Origin of the sequence: Pedobacter glucosidilyticus (genome assembly GCF_002483235.1) — a bacterium.
In the GTDB taxonomy this organism is placed as follows: Bacteria; Bacteroidota; Bacteroidia; order Sphingobacteriales; family Sphingobacteriaceae; genus Pseudopedobacter; species Pseudopedobacter glucosidilyticum_B.
Map to the genome: position 1 here is coordinate 1 of NZ_DLHN01000023.1, position 21,847 is coordinate 21,847.

The 21,847-nt window shown below is 35.6% G+C and carries 23 protein-coding genes; 21 read left to right on the top strand and 2 right to left on the bottom strand.

The features are described 5' to 3' along the window. The first annotated feature begins 5 nt into the window (after positions 1–5). Positions 6–143, top strand: a complete 138-nt coding sequence (locus B2745_RS08925) for a transposase (protein WP_414691927.1) — start codon at positions 6–8, stop codon at positions 141–143. Between the two features lie 63 nt (positions 144–206). On the opposite strand, the gene B2745_RS08930 is transcribed toward B2745_RS08925, so the two are convergent. Continuing rightward, a complete protein-coding gene (locus tag B2745_RS08930) occupies positions 207–512 on the bottom strand; it encodes a helix-turn-helix domain-containing protein (RefSeq protein ID WP_304065519.1) in 306 nt (101 codons plus the stop codon). Beyond that, positions 496–846, bottom strand: coding sequence for a type II toxin-antitoxin system RelE/ParE family toxin (locus B2745_RS08935; protein WP_304065521.1), 351 nt, complete (start codon positions 844–846; stop codon positions 496–498). The genes B2745_RS08930 and B2745_RS08935 overlap by 17 nt, the downstream gene beginning before the upstream one ends. Positions 847–1,367: 521 nt before the next feature. Here B2745_RS08935 and B2745_RS08940 point away from each other — a divergent pair. The 20 genes from B2745_RS08940 (at position 1,368) to B2745_RS09035 (ending at position 21,808) form a co-directional block, all read left to right on the top strand. Further along, complete coding sequence (locus B2745_RS08940; protein ID WP_304065524.1) at positions 1,368–2,756, top strand: SGNH/GDSL hydrolase family protein; 1,389 nt, start codon at positions 1,368–1,370, stop codon at positions 2,754–2,756. Between the two features lie 172 nt (positions 2,757–2,928). Then, on the top strand, positions 2,929–3,909 hold the full coding sequence (locus B2745_RS08945) for a deoxyhypusine synthase family protein (protein WP_304065527.1): 981 nt from the start codon (positions 2,929–2,931) through the stop codon (positions 3,907–3,909). A 253-nt stretch (positions 3,910–4,162) separates the two neighbouring features. Further along, positions 4,163–5,527, top strand: coding sequence for a cytochrome c3 family protein (locus tag B2745_RS08950; RefSeq protein WP_304065530.1), 1,365 nt, complete (start codon positions 4,163–4,165; stop codon positions 5,525–5,527). Positions 5,528–5,570: 43 nt separating this feature from the next. Beyond that, positions 5,571–8,591, top strand: a complete 3,021-nt coding sequence (locus B2745_RS08955; RefSeq protein ID WP_304065532.1) for a TAT-variant-translocated molybdopterin oxidoreductase — start codon at positions 5,571–5,573, stop codon at positions 8,589–8,591. A 24-nt stretch (positions 8,592–8,615) separates the two neighbouring features. Next, positions 8,616–10,088: an NrfD/PsrC family molybdoenzyme membrane anchor subunit gene (gene nrfD / locus B2745_RS08960; RefSeq protein WP_026904143.1), complete on the top strand. Its 1,473-nt coding sequence runs from the start codon at positions 8,616–8,618 to the stop codon at positions 10,086–10,088. Between the two features lie 2 nt (positions 10,089–10,090). Next, complete coding sequence (locus B2745_RS08965; RefSeq protein ID WP_026904144.1) at positions 10,091–10,627, top strand: DUF3341 domain-containing protein; 537 nt, start codon at positions 10,091–10,093, stop codon at positions 10,625–10,627. Continuing rightward, positions 10,620–11,201: a c-type cytochrome gene (locus B2745_RS08970; protein WP_304065535.1), complete on the top strand. Its 582-nt coding sequence runs from the start codon at positions 10,620–10,622 to the stop codon at positions 11,199–11,201. Before B2745_RS08965 ends, B2745_RS08970 begins: the two co-directional genes overlap by 8 nt. Positions 11,202–11,217: 16 nt before the next feature. Continuing rightward, positions 11,218–12,438, top strand: coding sequence for a quinol:cytochrome C oxidoreductase (locus B2745_RS08975; RefSeq protein WP_304065538.1), 1,221 nt, complete (start codon positions 11,218–11,220; stop codon positions 12,436–12,438). Positions 12,439–12,459: 21 nt separating this feature from the next. Next, positions 12,460–13,638 (top strand): cytochrome c oxidase subunit II, encoded by a 1,179-nt coding sequence (locus B2745_RS08980; protein WP_304065541.1) that lies wholly within the window; start codon positions 12,460–12,462, stop codon positions 13,636–13,638. Between the two features lie 17 nt (positions 13,639–13,655). After that, complete coding sequence (locus B2745_RS08985; protein ID WP_026904148.1) at positions 13,656–15,548, top strand: cytochrome c oxidase subunit I; 1,893 nt, start codon at positions 13,656–13,658, stop codon at positions 15,546–15,548. Between the two features lie 75 nt (positions 15,549–15,623). Continuing rightward, positions 15,624–16,685, top strand: coding sequence for a COX15/CtaA family protein (locus B2745_RS08990; RefSeq protein WP_304065543.1), 1,062 nt, complete (start codon positions 15,624–15,626; stop codon positions 16,683–16,685). Position 16,686: 1 nt separating this feature from the next. After that, positions 16,687–17,532 carry a heme o synthase gene (gene cyoE, locus B2745_RS08995; protein WP_304065546.1) on the top strand — a complete coding sequence of 282 codons (846 nt, stop codon included), beginning with the start codon at positions 16,687–16,689 and terminating at the stop codon, positions 17,530–17,532. Continuing rightward, positions 17,533–18,111, top strand: coding sequence for a cytochrome c oxidase subunit 3 (locus tag B2745_RS09000; protein ID WP_304065549.1), 579 nt, complete (start codon positions 17,533–17,535; stop codon positions 18,109–18,111). A gap of 35 nt (positions 18,112–18,146) precedes the next feature. Next, positions 18,147–18,845, top strand: coding sequence for a cytochrome c oxidase subunit 3 (locus B2745_RS09005; RefSeq protein ID WP_304065552.1), 699 nt, complete (start codon positions 18,147–18,149; stop codon positions 18,843–18,845). Between the two features lie 19 nt (positions 18,846–18,864). Continuing rightward, positions 18,865–19,206: a cytochrome C oxidase subunit IV family protein gene (locus tag B2745_RS09010; protein ID WP_039450003.1), complete on the top strand. Its 342-nt coding sequence runs from the start codon at positions 18,865–18,867 to the stop codon at positions 19,204–19,206. Further along, positions 19,203–19,904 (top strand): SCO family protein, encoded by a 702-nt coding sequence (locus B2745_RS09015; RefSeq protein WP_304065555.1) that lies wholly within the window; start codon positions 19,203–19,205, stop codon positions 19,902–19,904. Before B2745_RS09010 ends, B2745_RS09015 begins: the two co-directional genes overlap by 4 nt. Positions 19,905–19,911: 7 nt before the next feature. Next, positions 19,912–20,484: a DUF420 domain-containing protein gene (locus tag B2745_RS09020; RefSeq protein WP_026904155.1), complete on the top strand. Its 573-nt coding sequence runs from the start codon at positions 19,912–19,914 to the stop codon at positions 20,482–20,484. Positions 20,485–20,492: 8 nt separating this feature from the next. After that, positions 20,493–20,759: a hypothetical protein gene (locus tag B2745_RS09025; protein WP_304065559.1), complete on the top strand. Its 267-nt coding sequence runs from the start codon at positions 20,493–20,495 to the stop codon at positions 20,757–20,759. Position 20,760: 1 nt separating this feature from the next. Beyond that, the gene (locus B2745_RS09030) at positions 20,761–21,153 is read left to right on the top strand and encodes a DUF983 domain-containing protein (protein ID WP_304065562.1); all 393 of its coding nucleotides are present in this window, start codon (positions 20,761–20,763) and stop codon (positions 21,151–21,153) included. Further along, positions 21,137–21,808 carry a DUF2461 domain-containing protein gene (locus tag B2745_RS09035; protein WP_304065565.1) on the top strand — a complete coding sequence of 224 codons (672 nt, stop codon included), beginning with the start codon at positions 21,137–21,139 and terminating at the stop codon, positions 21,806–21,808. Before B2745_RS09030 ends, B2745_RS09035 begins: the two co-directional genes overlap by 17 nt. The last annotated feature ends 39 nt before the right edge of the window (positions 21,809–21,847 follow it).

Here is a 21,847-nt window from a genome sequence, read left to right on the forward strand (position 1 = left end):
CCATATTGAACTATTTTGATAACAAAAGCACAAATGCATCTGCAGAATCTTTCAATGCCAAGATAAAAGCTTTCCGCTCGCAGTTCAGAGGCGTGAGAAATGTGAAGTTCTTCCTTTTTAGACTAGCTAAAATATATGCTTAATGTCTCTCCCAAACTTTTACGCTTGATCCCGTAAAAGTTGTGGAGAGACATTTCTTGCCAACCTTATATGTCTACACTTAATTTTAAATGCCCGCCCAAACCTTCTCGTACAATTCGCATTAGCGTAGACAGTCTGATATCGCTAGCATTATTTTCAATTCTTGAAATATAAGTCTTGGTTGTACCGCATTTATTAGCTAATTGTTCTTGGGTTAAACCTTGCTCTTTGCGAAGTTCTTGAATCATTACCCCTAATTTAAAGACTTCAAAACCTTCTTCGTAAGTTTCTCGTGTTTCTGTTCCTACTTTTCCATATTGTTTATCCAAATGATCGGAAAATGAAGTGAGGTTATTATTTGTCTTTTTCATCGAAATATTGTTTTTTAAGTTTTTCTGCAAGTTCAAGTTCGTTCTTAGGTGTTTTTTGAGATTTCTTTTGAAAGCCGTTCAGTAGAATAATCAATTTTCCTTTATCGAAGAATGAAAAAACTCTAAAGATATCTGAACCTACTTCAACCCGAATTTCAAAAATACCAGATGAACCTGTCAAGTGCTTAAAATATTTTTCTGGAACTCGATCTATAGTTGATAATAATTGTAAAGTCCAGTTCAATTTTTTTTGAACTTCTGGCTTTAGGTTATTAAAAAAGTCGAGATAATAGTTTTTATAATAAAATATTTCTCTAATAAATTTTTGAACCACAAACCAAAGTTAGCTAATAAGGCAACAAAATACAATAGTTGATATCTTTATTTATCGAAGTTCTGGTGGGAGCAATTACCTATTGTAAGTCGTCAAATTTGAAGTCCAGCATACCGATTGGAGAGTAAAAATTCACTTTAAGGGTTTCATATTTATACTTCATTTAGTTTTAATGAGCTGTTATATTTTCTATATTTGTTAATCCCTTCTTAATAAACCATACAATCAAGAAAATTTATTGCCTTAAGTCCACGTATAGCCCACCTATACCCCACCTTTTATCCACGTTTTATCCATATCTCCTTCGGTGCTTCTCCGGAGCTTCTCCGATACACCTTCGGAAAAACAGGCCATTTCCCGAACAAGTCCCGAACATGGTAGGGAGAAAGCTTAAAGCAGAAGGCAAAAAGCGGAAAGTTTTCTAATTATCTTCAAGAACAGAACTCAAAATTTTAAAATATAATTTTAAGCTCAAAATTTTAAATTTATCTTTATATCCAGAAGAAAAATATCATCATCTTATGAAATTTAAAACCCTTAGGGGTATCTCTATTGCCTTGCTAATTATTTTTTCTGTAGCTTGTAAAAAGGAAAATTTAGAAGTTTCAGAAACTGAAGACATCATTTTAGAACCAGAAAAGGAATTATTTTTTCCAGATCAAGATGATCAAAATATCATATTCAAAACCAATTTAACAGGCTTGTCTAGCATGAATGAATTACCAAAGGAGCTTGAAGGTGGTGGTAATGAGCAGGTGATATCTAGTGGTATCTTGTTAGACCGCTCTGTTCCTTTTAAGATGAGCAAACCATCTATACAAGATAGGGTACAATTTATCTCAGAAATTGTCATTAAGCCTAATGTTAAATATTTATCGACTACAAATACAGAACTAAGTCTTGCAACCTTAAAAAATAACAAAATTCCCTTTAAGGCTAAGCTTGAAGATATTACTATTTATACAGGAAAATCTTTATTTGGCATAGCTGGAACCGTATTTGGTTTAAAGATTACTTCGTCTGGAGTATATGTAGAGCTTTATAGATTAACAAGCTCTTCAATTTCATCATCAAGAGATGATGCTGTTGTGGGAAGCAAATCTGAAACTATTCCTATAACTGAGTTTTTTGGGGATGTTAAACAGAACTATTGGGAAAGTTTTAATTTACGCTTAACCATAACTAAGGATGTCAACTTTAATCATATTAAAATTGAAAATTTGCAAACCGGTGCTGTTTTAACCTGCGAGGGAAGATCCAATCTCCAATCAAACGGATGCATGTGGGGGTATGGTTTTATAAGAGCTGAAAGTAATCAGAAAACTATAATACAAAAGGTAGTTTACAGAAGCTTAGATACTTTAAATCCAGAAATTTTATTTCTCGGGCACTCTTTTATAGAGGGTAATTCTTTATCAAATATTTTTCCTGGTTATAAAGCTCGTTACGCTTCTTTGATAAAAGATGCTTTGTCGGGCAATGCTGTGATAGCAGGTATGGGAGGCGCTAAAACAAACCATTTAATTAATGTTTTAGATATGGATTTATATCCATTTACGCCCAAATATGTAGTTGTAGATGGCATTGCAAATGAAACATCATTTGAGAGTTGGAAAAATAATATGGATTATATCATACAAGAAATTAAGAAGAAAAATGCGGTTCCTGTTTTGGTTACAGGAGCTCCACGTCTAGGGTATGAGGCAGTTATAAATCAAGCTAATCATTACATCAGAAATGTTTATGAATATCCTTATTTAGATTTGAATGATATTGTTGCAGAAAATCAATCTTCTACAATATGGAAGCCTGGTTTTTCTTTAACAGATGGGGTTCATCCTTCAATTTATGCTCATGAGCAAATAGCAAAAAAGTTTTATGATATGATGCCAGAATTATTTCTGAAATAAGGAATATTGACCTTCATGAATATTTCCAGAAAATCTTTTGCTAAAATTCTTACAAGTATTGTTTGTATACACCTGATTATTGATTGACGAAGATTTAGTTCTGTGATTAATCATTTGTATACACGGCTTAATTCTGAATCAAAATTGTACTTTTGCACAAAATTTTAATATCATGAGCGTACAAAGAGGACCTATTTCACAGTTTATAGAAAAAAATTACCTTCATTTTAACGCCGCAGCGCTGATGGATGCTGCAAAAGGTTACGAAACCCACCTAGACGAAGGAGGCAAGATGATGATTACGCTGGCCGGTGCCATGAGTACTGCTGAGCTGGGAATTTCATTAGCAGAGATGATTCGTCAGGATAAAGTTTCTATCATTTCTTGTACTGGAGCTAATCTAGAAGAGGATATCATGAACTTGGTAGCACACTCTCACTACAAAAGAGTTCCTCATTACCGTGACTTAAGCCCGCAAGACGAGTGGGACTTGCTAGAGAATCACTATAATCGCGTTACAGATACTTGTATCCCTGAGGAAGAAGCTTTTAGAAGATTGCAAAAGCATATACATAAAATTTGGAAGGATGCTGATGATGCTGGAGAGCGTTATTTTCCTCACGAATTTATGTATAGAATGTTATTGAGCGGAGATTTAGAGCAGTATTATGAGATAGATCCGAAAAACTCTTGGATGTTGGCTGCGGCCGAGAAGAATTTACCTATCGTTGTGCCAGGATGGGAAGACTCTACCATGGGCAATATCTTCGCTTCTTATGTGATTAAGGGAGAAATGAAAGCAACAACCATGAAAAGCGGTATCGAGTATATGGCTTGGTTGGCAGATTGGTATGTGAAAAACTCAGAGGGTAAAGGTATAGGCTTCTTCCAAATTGGTGGTGGTATAGCTGGTGATTTTCCTATTTGCGTAGTGCCTATGCTCTATCAGGATATGGAAATGGAAAATATTCCTTTCTGGAGTTATTTCTGTCAGATATCAGATTCTACAACTTCTTATGGTTCTTATTCTGGTGCTGTTCCAAACGAAAAAATTACTTGGGGTAAATTAGATATTGATACCCCTAAATTCATTGTAGAATCTGATGCAACTATAGTTGCACCATTGATCTTTGCATGGCTTTTAAAACAATAAATTAGATAAACAAGAATTTTTAGGATGAAAAAATGTGATGCTGGTCAACCTAAAATAAAAAATGCGTTTTTCATATTATCTAGCGCAATTTTTAATCTTGTTTAGAATGATTTTAAATTATTAAAATCAGTCATCAAATTGTCAGCCAAAAGGTTTTTAATTTTACTTTTGTGATTCGAAAATGAGGTGGAACACGCAGTTTACTCGCATTTTCAATCAGGAAACATTTAAATTTTAGTATAACAAACTCAATATGAGAAACTTCTCATCTGATTTTAGAAGATTGGTAAGATCCATTATGATAGTTACGGCTATCACTTTAGGTACTTCGGGTATGGTGTCTGGGCAAGGAGCTCCTGCGGATTCTACTCAAGCGGCTGGTGCGGCAGCGCCTGCAGCAGGTGGTAGTGCGGTAAATGGAGACCCTGTAGCTGGTGAAGCCCTTTACAAAGCTAACTGTACTTCTTGTCACGCCATCAATAAGCGTGTACTTGGTCCGGCTTTGGCAGGTATAAACCAAAAGTACAACGATGAAGCCTACTTGATTAAGTGGATTAAAAACGCTCCGGCCATGGTGGCTTCGGGCGATGAAAGAGCTGTTAAGATTTACGAAGAGTACAACAAAGCAGCCATGACACCTTTTCCTCAGTTTTCTGACGATGACGTTAGAAACATCTTAGCTTATATACAAGTTGAGGGAGATAAAAAGCCAGAAGCTGCTGCTACAGGTGGTACTGCTGGTGGTGGAGAAGGAAGTGCTGACACTGGTGTAAGCAATTTTATGATTATTGGTCTTATAGCCGTAATCTTAATTGCCTTCTTAGTAATTTTAGTACTTAACCGTGTTATTGCAACTTTAGAACGTCTTTTATTAAACAAAGGCGAAGCTATTTTAGCAGAAGAAGATGAGGTTGAAGAAGAGGCAAAAGATAAGTTTGCTGGTTTAAAGAGAATGGCTAAAAACAAGAAACTGGTTTTCTTTGTGGTTTTAGGCTTAGTAGTTTTATTAGCTTCTTTTGGTACGGTAGAAATGTGGAACACAGGTGTTCATACAGGTTACCAACCCGTACAGCCAATTAAATTCTCTCACCAGTTGCATGCTGGTACTAACCAAATCGATTGTCAGTATTGCCACTCTGGTGCTTGGAAGTCTAAAAATGCTACCATCCCATCTCTTAACGTTTGTATGAATTGCCACAAATACGTACAAGCTACTGAAAAGTATGATGGAGAAATTTCACCAGAAATTAAGAAAATCTATACTGCTTTAGATTATAATCCAGAAACTCAGGCTTACGGAGATAATCCTCGTCCTATCGAGTGGGTTAGAATTCATAATCTTCCGGATTTAGCTTACTTCAACCACTCTCAACACGTAAAAGTGGCTGGTATTGATTGCCAAAAATGTCACGGTCCGATAGAGACAATGGAAGAAGTTTATCAGTATTCTCCTTTAACCATGAAATGGTGTATTAACTGTCACAGAGAAACTGAGGTTAAACATGAAGGAAACGCTTACTATGACAAAGTAATTGCTGCTCATGACCAGATTAAAAAAGGTGAGAAAGTTACTGCAGCAGTGTTAGGTGGATTAGAGTGCGGTAAGTGTCACTATTAATAATAAATAATTAGCATAAACAATACAGTCTTATATAGCTTAAATGGAAAGCACAAAGAAATATTGGAAAGGTTTAGAGGAGCTGCAAAAAACTCCAGAATTCGTAGAAAACAATAAAAACGAGTTTTCTGAACCGCTTCCTATAGAAGAAGTATTAGAAGGTACCGGATTAGCAGCAGCTACTCCGCGTAGGGATTTCTTAAAAGCAATGGGCTTTGGTTTAGGTGCTGTTACTTTAGCAGCATGTAGCGAAGCTCCGGTTCGTAAAGCAGTTCCTTACCTGATTAAACCAGAAGATGTAACTCCTGGTATACCTAATTATTATGCATCAAGTTATAAAGGTGCTGGTATATTGGTTAAAACTCGTGAAGGTCGTCCTATTAAAATAGAGCCTAATCCTTCTTGCCCTATCAATGGCGGAGGTTTAGATGCACAAGCGCAAGCTTCTGTTTTAGATCTTTATGATGTTTCTAAACTAAAAGGTCCTTTACTATCTGGTTCAGAAGCTTCATGGGCTGACGTTGATAGTTTCGTAAAAGGAGAATTAAATAAAGTTCAAGCTTCAGGAAAAGCAATTGCTATTGTAAGCTCAACGGTTAATAGTCCTTCTGCTAAAGCGGTTATTGCAGACTTTATCACACAATATCCTGCTACAAAACACGTAACTGTTGATCCAGTTTCTTACACAGGCATCATTAAAGCAAACGAAGCTAGTTTCGGAAAAGCTGTTTTGCCTCAATATCATTTTGAAAAAGCTCAGGTAATTGTGAGTTTCGGAGCAGACTTCTTAGGTACCTGGATCTCCCCAACACAGTTCTCTAAGCAATACGCTAGCAACCGTGATATCAAATCACTGGAAGCTAAAAGAATGTCTAGACACATTCAGTTCGAGTCTGGTATGAGTACCACGGGTACCAATGCTGATTCTCGTATTGCTATCAAAGTTTCAGAAGAAGGTGCGGCAGTTTTAAGTTTGTATGCTGCATTAACTGGTGCTGCTGTACAAGGTGCTACTTTAAGTAATGCTGGTGCTGCTAGTGCAATCAAACTTGCAGCTAAAGAATTATTAAATGCTAAAGGAGCTGCTTTAGTAGTTTCTGGTTCTAATGATATCGCTACACAAACTGTAGTAAATGCTATCAACGCTTTATTAGGTGCTTACGGTACTACAATAGATTTAGATAATCCTTCTTACCAATACACTGGTCTAGATGCAGATTTTAACGCTTTAGTTGCAGATATGAATGCAGGTAAAGTAGGTGCTGTTTTCTTCTTAGATAGCAATCCTGTATTTACTTATCCAAAATCAGCAGATTTAGTTAATGCTTTAGGCAAAGTTGCTTTAAAAGTTTCTTTTGCTGATAGACAAGATGAAACAGCTGCTGTATGTAATGTGGTTGCTACTAACCATAACTATTTAGAATCTTGGGGTGATGCAAATCCAGTAGAAGGATACTATACTTTAGTTCAACCAACAATCAATCCTATATATAATACTCGTCAGGCAGAAGAAAGTTTATTAGTTTGGTCTAATAATCCTGTTCAAGAGTATTATACTTATGTTAAAAACAACTGGGCTAAAACAGCTTTAGTTGCTTCTGGTAAGACTTGGGATGATGTTTTACAAACAGGTTCTGTACAATTAGCGGCTAAGCCAGTTGTTGCATATACTTTCGCAGGAAATGTTAATGCTGCTGCTGCTTCAATTGCACAAGCATCAAAAGCAATTGCTAAAGATGTAGAGTTACAGGTTTATGAATCAGTTGCGATTGGTAATGGTGCACAAGCAAACAACCCATTATTACAAGAGTTACCAGATCCGGTTTCTAAAGTAACTTGGGATAACTATGCTGCACTTAACCCTAAATATGCAGAGTCTTTAGGTATCAATCAGTTTGATATCGTAACCTTAAAAGGTGGAGATTATGCGATTGACTTACCTGTTTTATACCAACCAGGACAAGCTCATGGTACTGTTTCTGTAGCTTTAGGTTATGGTAGAGTAAAAGCTGGTAAGGTAGGAGATGCGGTAGGTAAAAATGCTTATCCTTTCCTAAGCTATATCAATGGTACTTTACAAGGTGTAAACTCTGTAAGCATCACTAAAACAGGTGGCTTTGAAGAATTAGCTCAAACACAAACTCACCACTCTTTTGAGGGTAGAAATGTGATTAGAGAAGCAACCTTTGCGGAGTATAAGCATGACGCTACACATGGTAGTGGTAATCATGGTGCAAAACATAAAACTTACGATTTATGGAACAAGTACGATCAGCCAGGTCACAATTGGGTAATGGCTATCGATTTAAATGCTTGTACCGGTTGTGGTGCTTGTATAGTAGCTTGTAACGTAGAAAATAACGTTCCAGTTGTAGGTAAAGATGAAGTTCGTCGTCGTCGTGAGATGCACTGGTTAAGAATTGACCGCTACTACACTTTCAACGAGGAAGGTAAAAAAGTTACTGAAGAGAAAGAGATTGAGGCGATAGAGGGTACAATGGAAAATGTTTCTGTTGTTCATCAGCCAATGCTTTGTCAACATTGCGAGCATGCACCTTGTGAAACTGTTTGTCCTGTATTAGCAACTGTTCACTCATCAGAAGGTTTAAACCACATGGCTTATAACCGTTGTGTAGGAACACGTTACTGTGCAAACAACTGTCCATATAAAGTACGTCGTTTTAACTGGTTTAACTACTGGAATGATTCTCGTTTTGATAACTATCTAAACAATGAGTTTACACAGTTAGTGTTAAACCCTGATGTAACTACACGTTTCCGTGGTGTTATGGAGAAATGTTCTATGTGTATCCAACGTATTCAAGCTGGTAAATTAGAGGCTAAAATTGCTAAGAGAGAAATCAAAGATGGAGACATCAAAGTTGCTTGTCAGCAAACATGCCCTACCAACGCAATTATATTTGGAGACGCAAACGACCCTAACTCAGAGGTATCTAAAGCATTAAAGAACGAGAGAACTTATTATGTTTTAGAAGAACTTAACGTTCAGCCTGGAGTAGGTTATATGACAAAAATTACTAACACTGGATTACAGGAAGCTTAATATTTAAAATAATAGCATCAAGATATGGCATCTCATAACGAATCAATATTAAGAGAACCGTTAATTACAGGAAAGGACATTACGTATGCAAGAATTACGAATGAAGTTCTTTTACCTGTAGAAAATAAACCAAATAAAGCCTGGTGGATAGGTTTTATCGTATCAGCTTTAGGCGCTTTACTTTGGGTAGGGGCTGTAAGTTATACTTTCTATTACGGAATTGGAACTTGGGGACTAAACAAGACTGTTGGATGGGCTTGGGATATCACCGGTTTCGTATGGTGGGTAGGTATTGGTCACGCTGGAACCCTAATTTCAGCAGTACTTTTACTATTCCGTCAAAACTGGCGTAACTCCATCAACCGTTCTGCGGAGGCGATGACCATCTTCGCCGTAATATGTGCTGCTACTTATGTAGTATCTCACATGGGACGTCCTTGGTTAGCCTACTGGCCTTTACCATTACCAAACCAATTCGGTTCATTATGGGTGAACTTCAACTCACCATTAGTATGGGACGTTTTTGCAATCTCTACTTACTTCTCAGTATCTCTTTTATTCTGGTATACAGGTCTTTTACCTGATATTGCAACCATTAGAGACAGAGCAACAGGTTTAAAGAGAAGAATCTATTCTATCCTTTCTTTCGGTTGGACAGGTTCGGTAAAAACATGGCAACGTTTTGAAGCAGTTTCTTTAATTCTTGCAGGTGTTTCTACACCGCTGGTATTATCGGTACACACTATCGTATCTATGGACTTTGCTACCTCAGTAATTCCTGGATGGCATACCACTATATTCCCTCCATACTTCGTTGCGGGAGCGATTTTCTCAGGTTTTGCGATGGTGCAAACCTTATTATTAATTGCTCGTAAAGTTTTAGGTTTAGAGAATTACATCACCATGTTCCATATAGAATCAATGAATAAAATCATTGTATTAACAGGTTCTATTGTGGGTGTAGCTTATTTAACAGAGCTATTTATTGCTTGGTATTCTGGTGTTGAGTATGAGCAATATGCTTTCTTAAATAGAATTTCTGGTCCTTATTGGTGGGCTTACTGGTGTATGATGACTTGTAACGTAATCACGCCTCAGTTATTCTGGTTTAAAAAGATTAGAACAAGTATTCCTATTTCATGGGTACTATCGATTATTGTAAACATCGGTATGTGGTTTGAGCGTTTCGTGATTATCGTTACCTCACTTCACAGAGATTACATCCCATCAAGTTGGGCTATGTTTTATCCAACATGGGTAGATATATCCATATTTGTTGGCTCAATTGGTTTGTTCTTCACTTTATTCTTATTGTTCATCAGAGTATTACCATCAGTTGCTATGGCAGAGGTAAAATTATTGGTGAAAACTTCTTCTGAACAAAGCAAAAAGAAACTATTAGATGCTGGAGTTATTAAGCCAGAAGAAGCAGAGTATTACAAAGAGTCTTTAACCAAGTTTGATAGTGTAGATCAGGCAGATTACGCAAAAATTTAACAATGAGCAATATCAAGTATATTTTAGGACATTTTGAAGATCCGGATGACATGATGCATGGGATCGACAAGCTAAAAGAAAATAATATTAGCATTTACGATGCTTACACACCAATGCCTATACACGGTATAGAAGACAAGCTAGGTGTTAAAAGAAGTAGGTTACCTATTGTAGCATTTATATGTGGTATTACCGGAACTTTTACAGCTTTCTCCATGATTTATTATATGATGGTACATGACTGGCCGATGAATGTTGGTGGTAAACCGGCCTTTGCTTTTCCAGATTTTGTTCCTATCATGTTTGAGTTAACCGTATTATTTTGTGCTTACGGTATGGGTATAGCTTTCTTCTTCAGAACACATTTGTTCCCAGGAAGAGCGCCTAGAGTGATGGATTTAAGAGCAACAGATGATCGTTTCATCATTGCAGTTGATGCTAATGAAAATGCAGATCATGATAGAATAAATGCGCTATTAAAAGATGCTGGTGCTGTAGAAATTAAGCACAATGAAAGGAGATATGTAAGTTATGAATAAGACCAGTATATTAGGTTTGGCATTCTTAGCCATTACCGCTATAACCGTGATGAGCTCTTGCAAAGATAAGAGTAAACCAGGTTTAGAGTATGCTCCGAATATGTATGACGCAATAGCTTACAATCCGGATCAGAAGAACCCAAATTTCGCAGATGGTAAAACAGCACAAGTTCCACCTAGCGGAACCAACCCAATAGGTTATGCTCGTTTTAACTATCCAGAAACAAGAGAAGGTTACGATGCAGCAAGTGCTGGTGTGGTAAATCCACTTCCTGTAACTCAAAAGAATCTGGAAGAGGGAAAACAACTTTACGTTGCTATGTGCGGTCCTTGTCATGGTCCTCAAGGTAAAGGAAATGGTTCTATTGTAGAATTGGGTAAATATCCTGCGCCTCCATCATATTCAACAGGTGTATCCTCAAGAGGTGGTGCCATGAAGGATTTAACAGATGGTAAAATTTACCATACCATTCAATATGGTATAAACCTAATGGGATCTTACGCTTCGCAACTTTCTCCTGAGGAAAGATGGCAAGTCGTAATGTATGTTCGTGAATTACAAAAAATACAATAATTGATTAAGATATAAAATGGGAGCTCATCATCATACATACAATTTTTCAGAGCAGTATGAATTCTCTGGAAAAGCCAAAACTTACAGTTTAATAGCTATCGTTATTGGTATTGCTGCTATAGCTTTTGGTTTCTTAACTGGACACGCAGAACGCACTTTTGCTAATCTGTTGTTAATGAGTTATTACTTTACCTGTATTTGTGCTGCTGGATTGTTTTTCATAGCCGTACAATTCGTAGCTCAGGCAGGTTGGTCTGCAGGTTTAATAAGAATACCTCAGGCATTTGCTAAGGTTTTACCTATTGCCAGCATTATTTTAGTAATCGTTGTAGCAGCTGGTTTATTTAGCCATAATCTTTACCACCACTGGAACCATGAGGGTATAACAGATCCAACTTCTCCTAATTACGATGCGTTAATTGCAGGGAAAGCAGGTTACCTAAATGTTCCTTTCTTCTTAACAAGATTGGTGTTCTTTTTAGCTTTATATTGCATCTTTGCCGTTCTTCTACCAAAATTATCTAATAATGAGGATTTAGAAGGAGGCTTAAATAGCTACAAAAAGAGTATTAAATATTCTGCTATATTTCTAGTAATCTTCGGATTTACTACTCCAATCTGGGCATTTGATGTGATCATGTCTTTAGAAGCTCACTGGTTCTCTACCATGTTTGGTTGGTATAACTTTGCTGCAATGTGGGTAACTGGTTTAGCGACTATAGCCATTACAGTAATTTTACTAAAAAAATCAGGTTACTTAGGTTGGATTAACGAAAACCACTTACATGATTTAGGAAAGTTTGTTTTTGCTTTCTCTATCTTCTGGACTTATGTATGGTTTGCACAGTTTTTATTGATTTATTATGCAAACATTCCTGAGGAAACTGTGTATTTCTATAAGAGATTTGAGCCTGAATATTTACCATGGTTTTGGGTTAATATCGTTGTAAACTTTGTTGCTCCGTTGTTAATCTTAATGACCAGAGATGCTAAGCGTAAGACAAATATGTTATTGTTTGTTTGTATCGTTATCATTTGTGGACACTGGTTAGATTATTATATGATGATTATGCCTGGTACTGTTGAGTCGCATAGAGGTTTCGGAATTATTGAAGTAGGAACGTTTTTAGGATTTGTTGGATTATTTACTTTCTTCATGTTAAATGCACTTAGTAAAGCTGCTTTAGCGCCTAAAAATCATCCTTTCTTACAGGAAAGTGTACATCATCACATTTAATATTTATAGATACTTAGAGATATGAACTTGAAAAAGTATTTTAATTTAAAAAGCTTGTTTACTGCATTTGCCCTAGTAGGTTTATCGCTAGGACAGGTTATGGCTCAAGCTACAGAGGAAGCTGCTAAGAATGAAGGTTTGGGTAAGACTGTTTCTTACTATATCTTATTATTCTTATTAGCGTGTGTGTTTATTGGTATTATTGGTAAAGTTTTACAGGTTTATGAATTAACCCGTAAAATTCAAGGTAAGAAGAGCGGTATTGCCTGGGATAAATTCAACGGTGCAATGTTTGCAGCGGCATTAATCTTAGGTTTGTATGGTGCTTATTGGTCTTATGCAGAACATGGTAGTTTAATATTGCCAGAGTCTGCCTCAGAGCATGGGGTTGCTATTGACAGTATGTTTAATGTTACGCTTATCATTACCACTTTTGTGTTTGTGGTAACACACATCATACTATTCTTATTTGCATACAAGTATAAACATAGCAAAAAGCGTACTGCTTATTATTATCCTCATAACAATACTTTAGAGAAATACTGGACTATTATTCCTGCTATAGCTTTAACGGTATTGGTTTTAATGGGTTTCTTTATTTGGAGAGGCATCACCAATATTCCAAAAGACCAAATGGCTAGTGCAATACAAATTGATGTTACTGCGCACCAGTTTGCTTGGGACGTTAGGTACGCCGGAAAAGATAATGTAAATGGTAGAAAGAATTATAAACTTATTGGAAGTTTAAATGGGCTAAACAATTTGGGTTTAGATTTGTCTGATAATAGAAATAATGACGATTTAAAAGTGAACGAGATTGTGCTTCCGGTTAATAAATCAGTAAGATTTACCATTGGTTCTCAAGATGTATTACACAGCTTTTACATGCCTCATTTTAGAGTTCAGATGAATGCTGTTCCTGGAATGCCAACTTTCTTCCAGTTTACCCCAAAAATTACTACTGCAGAAATGCAAGAGAAAACTAACAATCCTGAATTCAATTATCAGTTGTACTGCGCTAAAATTTGTGGAGGTTCTCATTACAACATGAAGTTTTTGGTAAAAGTTGTTTCTGAAAAAGAATATCAAGAGTGGTTGAAAGAGCAAAAACCAATTGTTACTGAGGAAATGAAGAAAGAGTACCAGTTAGCTTTAAGCAAACAAAACTCTGTTAATAATCAAATTGCGTTAAATAACTAATTATAATAAAAGGAGATATGGCAACAGCTGCTATTCATAACCCAACTGCAACACATCACGATGAGCATCATGATCATGCTCATCACCATGAGACTTTCTTGACTAAATATGTATTTAGCCAAGACCATAAGATGATTGCAAAGCAATTCCTAATCACGGGTATCGTGATGGGGGTTATTGCTATGATTTTATCTATTCTATTTAGGATTCAATTAGCTTATCCAGACCAAAGCTTCCCTTTATTTGAAGTTTTACTAGGTAAATTTGCTCCTGAAGGTAGATTAGATCCTAATTTTTACTTATCTCTAGTTACGATACACGGTACCATCATGGTATTCTTTGTATTAACTGCTGGTTTAAGTGGAACTTTTTCAAACTTATTAATCCCTTTACAATTAGGAGCGAGAGATATGGCTTCTCCGTTCATGAATATGCTTTCATACTGGTTCTTTTTTACTGCTAGTGTGATTATGCTTTCAACCTTCTTTATAGAATCAGGACCTGCTGGTGCTGGATGGACTATCTATCCTCCTTTATCTGCTGTTGCTAAATCTATGCCTGGTTCTGGGCTAGGAATGACTTTGTGGTTAGTATCTATGACATTATTTGTTGCTTCTTCTTTAATTGGAGGTATCAATTATATTTCTACGGTATTAAACATGCGTACTAAAGGTATGGACCTTTGGAAAATGCCTTTAACCATTTGGTCATTCTTTTTAACTGCTATTGTAGGTTTATTATCATTCCCAGTATTAGTTGCTGCGGTAGTATTATTAATCTTTGATAGAAGTTTTGGAACATCATTCTATTTATCAGACATCTATGTTGCTGGACAAGCTTTACCTAATGAAGGTGGTAGCCCAATCCTTTGGCAACACTTATTCTGGTTCTTAGGTCACCCAGAAGTTTACATCGTATTGATGCCTGCATTAGGTATTACCTCTGAAGTAATCGCAACAAACGCTCGTAAGCCTATTTTTGGTTACCATGCAATGGTTTACTCTTTAATTGGTATTACCGTATTATCATTTATCGTTTGGGGTCACCACATGTTTGTAACAGGTATGAATCCATTCCTTGGAGGTGTATTCATGATTACAACCTTGATTATTGCGGTTCCATCAGCGGTAAAAACTTTCAACTATCTTGCAACTTTATGGAAAGGTAATATCAGATTTACGCCAGCAATGTTATTTGCTATTGGTTTGGTTTCTTTCTTTATTTCAGGAGGTTTAACGGGTATATTCTTAGGTAATGCTGCTTTAGATATCAATTTACACGATACGTATTTTGTGGTTGCTCACTTCCACTTGGTAATGGGTTCTGCAGCTATATTTGGCATGTTGTCTGGTATTTATCACTGGTTCCCTAAAATGTTTGGAAGATTAATGAATGCTAAATTGGGTTACCTACATTTCTGGTTAACTTTTATTTCTGCTTACTTGGTATTCTTCCCAATGCACTTTATGGGTTTAGATGGTGTTCCTCGTAGATATTACTCTTTTACAGAGTTTGAGTCGATGAATGAATGGTTATCTGTTAACGTATTTGTAACATGGGCAGCCATTTTAGGAGCAGTAGCTCAGGTAGCTTTCTTATGGAATTTCTTCTATTCTATTTTCTTTGGAGAGAAATCTACTCAAAACCCTTGGGAGTCTACAACTTTAGAATGGACTACTCCAGTAGAGCGTATACATGGTAACTGGCCAGGAGAAATTCCAACGATTTACCGTTGGCCTTATGATTATAGCAAACCTGGTCATAGTACAGATTTTATCCCACAAACAACTCCTCTTTCTGAAACTATGAGTTCTAATATGCCTCATGATTTTGAAGGTAATGAAGAAGCAGAGAGAATACAAGAAGAGTGGAATGCTAAAAATGTAAACAACACAGAAGAAGTTAAATAATTTCTTATAGACTAGATAGCATGGGGTATCTTGTAAGTATAAGCTTACCGATACCCCATGTTTATATAAAGAATCATGATGCTTAAGGGTGAAAGTAGATTTATTAGGGTTAATTTAATTACAATAATAGCTCTCTTTTTATTGATTTTGGCGGGTGGAGTAGTAAGAAGTACTGGTTCTGGTATGGGTTGTCCTGATTGGCCTAAGTGTTTTGATCAATATATACCCCCAACGGATGTATCCCAACTTCCGGCTGATTATAAAGAAAAGTATGTTGCACAGCGTTTGCAAAAAAACGAGCGTTTTGCTAAGATGCTTGATAAAGCAGGCTATTCTGATTTAGCTTATAAAATACGTCATGATGAAGCTATTAAACTTCCTGAGGAGTTTAATGCAGCTAAAACTTATACAGAATATATCAATAGGTTAATTGGAGCTCTTACAGGTATATTCCTATTACTTTGTTTAGTTTATTCCAGGGTTTATTTAAAATCAGCCACAAGAATATTTGCGCTGAGTTTATTGAATGTTGTATTGGTTGTTTTTCAAGCTTGGTTAGGCTCAATTGTAGTTTCTACCAATCTCGTGGCGTGGATTATTACTTTACACATGCTTTTAGCCGTACTGATTATTGCTATTTGTATTTATACCTATCATGCGGCAAAAGCATTAAGAGAAACTCATAAAGAAGCGAAATCTTCACCCTTTATCTATGCACTTACACTTATAGCTTTGGTTTTATCCGTGATACAAATAACACTAGGAACCGAGGTAAGAGAAGAAATAGATGCAGTTTTAGATAAATTCCCTGATTTACAAAGAGCAGAATGGCTATGGGAAGTTGGCAGGGTTTATACTTATCATAAAGATTTAGCTTTGGCAGTAGTTTTAGTGAACAGTGTAATTTTTTATCTTTTATATAAAAGCTTTAGAAGCACTAGGTACTTTACTTACGGTACTTACATGATTATTTTAATAGGAATACAAATATTGAGTGGTTTAATTTTAGATAAATTTGCAATGCCTCCATTTGCACAGTCGTTACATATTTTATTTGCTACCCTCATGTTTGGAGCACAATTTTATCTTTTACTCTTGCTAAAGCCAGCGTTTAGCCAAAACAAACAAGATAAGTGATATGAAGGATTTTAAAAATCTGGTTAAATTAAGGCTTACACTTTTAGTAGTATTTTCTGCTTCCATCTCCTTTTTAATAGCTGAGGAAAGCAGAGAAGCTATCCATTGGATAAATTGGATTAAATTGGTTATTGGAGGTTTTTTAGTTACCTCAGCAGCTAATGGATTTAACGAAATTATAGAGAAAGACTTAGATAAATTGATGACTAGAACAGCGGATAGGCCACTTCCTTCGGGGAGGATGACCAACGGACAAGCTTTGGTTTTAAGTCTCATGATGGGGATATTTGGAACTTATCTTTTAGGAAGTTTAAATTTAACTACGGGTCTGCTATCTGTTTTCTCTATCCTTTTTTACGCATTTATATACACCCCTTTAAAAAGAAAAAGCCCTATTGCAGTATTTGTAGGTGCCATACCTGGTGCTTTACCTCCATTAATTGGATATGTAGCTGCACATGGAAAAATAGACCATATCGCTTTGATATTATTTGCCATACAATTTGTTTGGCAATTCCCTCATTTCTGGGCCATCGCTTGGGTTTTAGACGATGATTATAAAAAAGCAGGTTTTAGATTATTACCTACAACCAAAAGGGATAAGGTAAGTGCTGGGATAACGCTACTATCTACTATAATTTTAATTCCGGTAAGTTTATTGCCAACTATTTATGGTTTTGGGGGTTATACTATAGCAGGGGTTTCCCTGATAGCTGGCATTCTTTTTATGTACTATGCTTTTAAACTGTATCTGGATTTAGAAGTAAAATCAGCACAAAAATTAATGTTTGCTAGTTTTATTTATTTACCAATTGTTCAATTAGTTTTATTATTTAATCTTACATAGATGCAAAATTTAAATAAAGAAGTAGACAGGTATAACCTGCAGCCTAAGAAATTTATCATGTGGCTGTTTATGATATCATCTATCATATTTTTTGCAGGTTTAACAAGTGGTTTTATTGTTTACTCTGGCGATGGAGCGGGTAAAACACTCAATGTGGCTTTACCACAAGCCTTTATTTACAGTACCCTTGTCATTGTATTAAGTAGTGCAACCATGCATTGGGCTTATTTACAAACCAAAAGGTTAAAGTTTGGCAACCAGCGTTTGGGTTTATGGCTTACCTTATTGTTAGGTATAGTTTTTATTGTGATGCAAGTTTATGGATGGTCTGTTTGGACGAATCTAGGCGTGTTTTTTATCAATTCTAACGCCACCATAAGCTTTGTTTACGCATTTACTTTTTTACATATTATTCATATCTTGGCGGGGCTAATTATTATAATTACAGCGCTAATAAGCAGTTATAAGAAGCTACCAAATGTCATTAATTTATTTAGGATGGAAATCGCATCTATTTTTTGGCATTTTGTAGATATTCTATGGATTTATTTATACGTTTTCTTACTTTTGAACCAGTAGAATTTTTACGAAGAATTTACAAGCAATAATTTTTGATGAATACAGTAGCAAAATTAGACGAAGTTAAAACTACTCCCTGGAGCGGAGGAAGATCTCCATTTTCTGTAGAGTACGGAAAATTGATGATGTGGTTTTTCCTTTTATCAGATGCATTTACATTTTCTGCATTTTTGATTTATTACGGAGCACAGCGTTTCAGTAAATTAACCTGGCCAGATCCAGATATCGTGTTCCAATCAATTCCTGGTATAGCAGACCATGGCTATCCATTGGTTTTTGTTGGTATCATGACTTTCATTTTAATTATGAGTTCTGTAACAATGGTATTAGCCGTAGAAGCAGGTCATAGAAAAGCAAAGAAAGAAGTTATCTGGTGGATGGTAGCTACCATTGTAGGTGGTTTTATGTTCTTGGGCTGCCAAGCATTAGAGTGGACACATTTACACCATGAAGGTTTCTGGTGGGGAACTATTCCTGATGCAGAAACAGTAAAAGCTCTAGGTGCTGATGGCGTAAGTGCACAACAGTTTTCTAACTTGTTCTTTACCATCACCGGTTTCCACGGTTTCCACGTATTTTCTGGTGTAGTTATCAATATCATTATCTTATTCATGACGATGGCTGGTGTTTTTGAAAGAAGAGGTCATTATTTAATGATTGAAAAAGTAGGTTTATACTGGCACTTCGTTGATTTGGTTTGGGTATTCGTATTTACCTTCTTCTATTTAGTTTAATTTTTAATATCTGTATCCCATGTCTCAAGAAAATACACATTTAGAACATGCAGAAGAGCATGCAAGCATGAGTAAAGGTAAAATCTGGAAAGTATTCTTTATTTTACTATTCATTACCGTGATAGAGTTTATCATAGCCTTAGCTATTCCAGAAACGTTAATGTCTCATGGTGTTAAAAACTTTTTATACATTGCTTTAACACTTCTTAAAGCTTATTATATAGTTGCATTCTTTATGCACTTAAAGTTTGAAAAATATGCTTTAATAGTAGCTATTCTGGTTTCTTTTGTCTTTATCATCTATTTTATTATTTTGATGTTAACAGAAGGTAATTACATACAGGATAGCATGCCTATATGAGCAATAAATTTCCACTAGCGAAAATATTAATCCTGGTAACCATATTAGCGGTACCAGGATTTTTATATTATTTACTCCAGTCTAAAGGAGAAAACAGGTATAAACCTCTCCCCATTTTCGGTCCTAAAGAGGTAGCCAAAACTTTTACCAAGAAACGTGGTAAGCTAATTCCAGATACTATTTTTCATGTGGTAAAATCTTTCGAAGCTACAAACCAAAAAGGCGATAAAGTAGTTATAGATAGTATAAAAAAGCAACTCCTAGTAGTTAACTTCTTTTACAGTCGTTCTCAAGATATTGTTCCCCAAATGTATAGCAATATAAAATGGTTAAATCAGGAATATAAAGACAACAAAATCGTTAGATTTTTGTCTATATCAGTAGATCCGACATTTGATCAGCAACATGTTTTGGCGCAGTATGCTAAACAGTATGGTGCTGTTTCTGGTAAATGGGATTTTTTAAATGCTGATACTAGTGTTGTTTATCCCTTGGCAAGAAATCAATTCTTTTTAAATGCATTGGAAAACAAGCAAACAGGAGAATTTATACATAGCGAGAAATTGGTCTTGCTAGATGCCGAACATAGAATAAGAGGTTATTACGATGCAACATCAGCACCGGAAGTAAAAAAGATGGGCGATGAAATGAAAATCTTAATAACAGAGGAGTTGAGAAAAATAAAAGCAGAATTTTAATAAGCAGATGAACGATAAACTTATTTTCAGGGTTGTAACAGGAGTATCAATTTTTGTTTTTCTAGTGGTGGTTATTTTAAATCGTAAGATTATACCAGTAACCATAGAAACTCCAGACTTTGTTTATTTCTTACCTACTTTAAATGCCATTATTAATGGTACTTGTAGTGTTTTGTTATTGGTTTCTCTTTATTTTATCAAGCAAAAAAATATCACCATGCATAAAAGGGTAAATATCTTTACCTTTTTTCTATCCTCCCTGTTTTTAGTTTCTTATATCATCTTTCATTATTTTGCTCCTGAGACTAAATTTGGAGATCTTAATAGTGATGGAAATTTAGATGTTGCAGAAATTGCAGCAGCAGGCAATGTAAGGTATGTTTACTACGTTATTTTAATTACACATATTATTTTAGCAGCAGGTGTTTTGCCGCTTATATTATTAAGCTTTTACAGAGGCTTACAAATGCAGGTAGAGAAGCATAGAAAACTTGTAAGATATAGCTTCCCTGTTTGGTTGTATGTTACTGTAACAGGTGTTATTGTTTATTTAATGATTTCTCCATATTACAATTTTTAATTAAAGCCATGAAGAGAGTAGGGATAATTATTGTACTATTTGTTTTGATAAGTTTATCATCAGAAACCTTTGCGCAATGTGCCATGTGCCAAGCCACAGTAGAATCTAATTTAGATAATGGGGGTACAGCTGGAAAAGGTTTAAACAGTGGTATTATGTATTTGTTAGCTGCGCCTTATTTAGCGATGTTAGGTATCGGCTATTTATGGTACAAAAAATACAGAAAGAAAGACGTTACCATTGATATAAAATCTGAAAGAATTAATCTGAACTAGTATGGCGAAAACACCAGAAATTAAAGCCTTTGTTTTGGCTAAATGTCCGCGTTGTAGAAGAGGCGATATGTTTCAGAATTCTATGTATGGTTTCTCTTCCCAGAAAATGCATGAGCATTGCCCACATTGTGGTATGCGTTATGAAATAGAACCAGGTTACTTTTATGCAGCAATGTATGTTGGCTATGCTATTAACGTGGCTTTAGCGGTTGGTATTGGCTTTCTTACTTATCTCATCACTCAAGAAGATAAAAGCCCTTGGATTTATATCATCAGTATTTTAACGGCGAGTTTTTTATTGGCGCCATTAAATTTTAGATACTCAAGAGTGATACTTTTATACTGGTTATCGCCAAAAATAAAATACGTAGCACATTATGACGAAGATAAGTAAGGATACATTTACTTTTCTAGAAGAATTAATAGCCAACAACAACAGAGAGTGGTTTAATACCCATAAAAACAGGTATGAACAAGCCAAGCAAAATGCACTTGATTTTACTGAGGAGTTGCTGGTAGGTATTAAAAAAATAGACCCTAGTATACCAGAAGATTTACAAGCTAAAAAATGTGTGCTAAGGATATACAGAGATGTAAGATTTAGCAAAAATAAGGCTCCTTATAAAAGCAATATCGGTATAAGTATATCTTCTGATGGAAGGGGCGGTACCTTACCAGGATATTATATCCATATAGAACCAGGAAAAAGTTTTGTGGCTGGCGGTTATTGGATGCCAGAGGCTCATCATCTGAAAGCTATCAGACAAGAAATTGATTACAACACTTCTGATTTTTTAGACATCATAGAAGCTAAAGCTTTTAAAAGTTACTTCGGTGATTTAAGTACAGAAGATCAATTAAAAAATGCTCCAAAGGATTATCCTAAAGACCATCCCTATATTCATATTTTAAAACTGAAAAGCTTTATTTGTTCTAAGTCTTTTACCGATGAGGAGATGACAAAAGACAATATTTTAGAAACGATATTAGAGGGCATGAAGCTGATTTACCCCCTAAATAAATTTATAAAAGAAGCCATAGTAGCATAAGCCTAAAAGAGTTTTGTATATTTATATAAAATGAAAGAA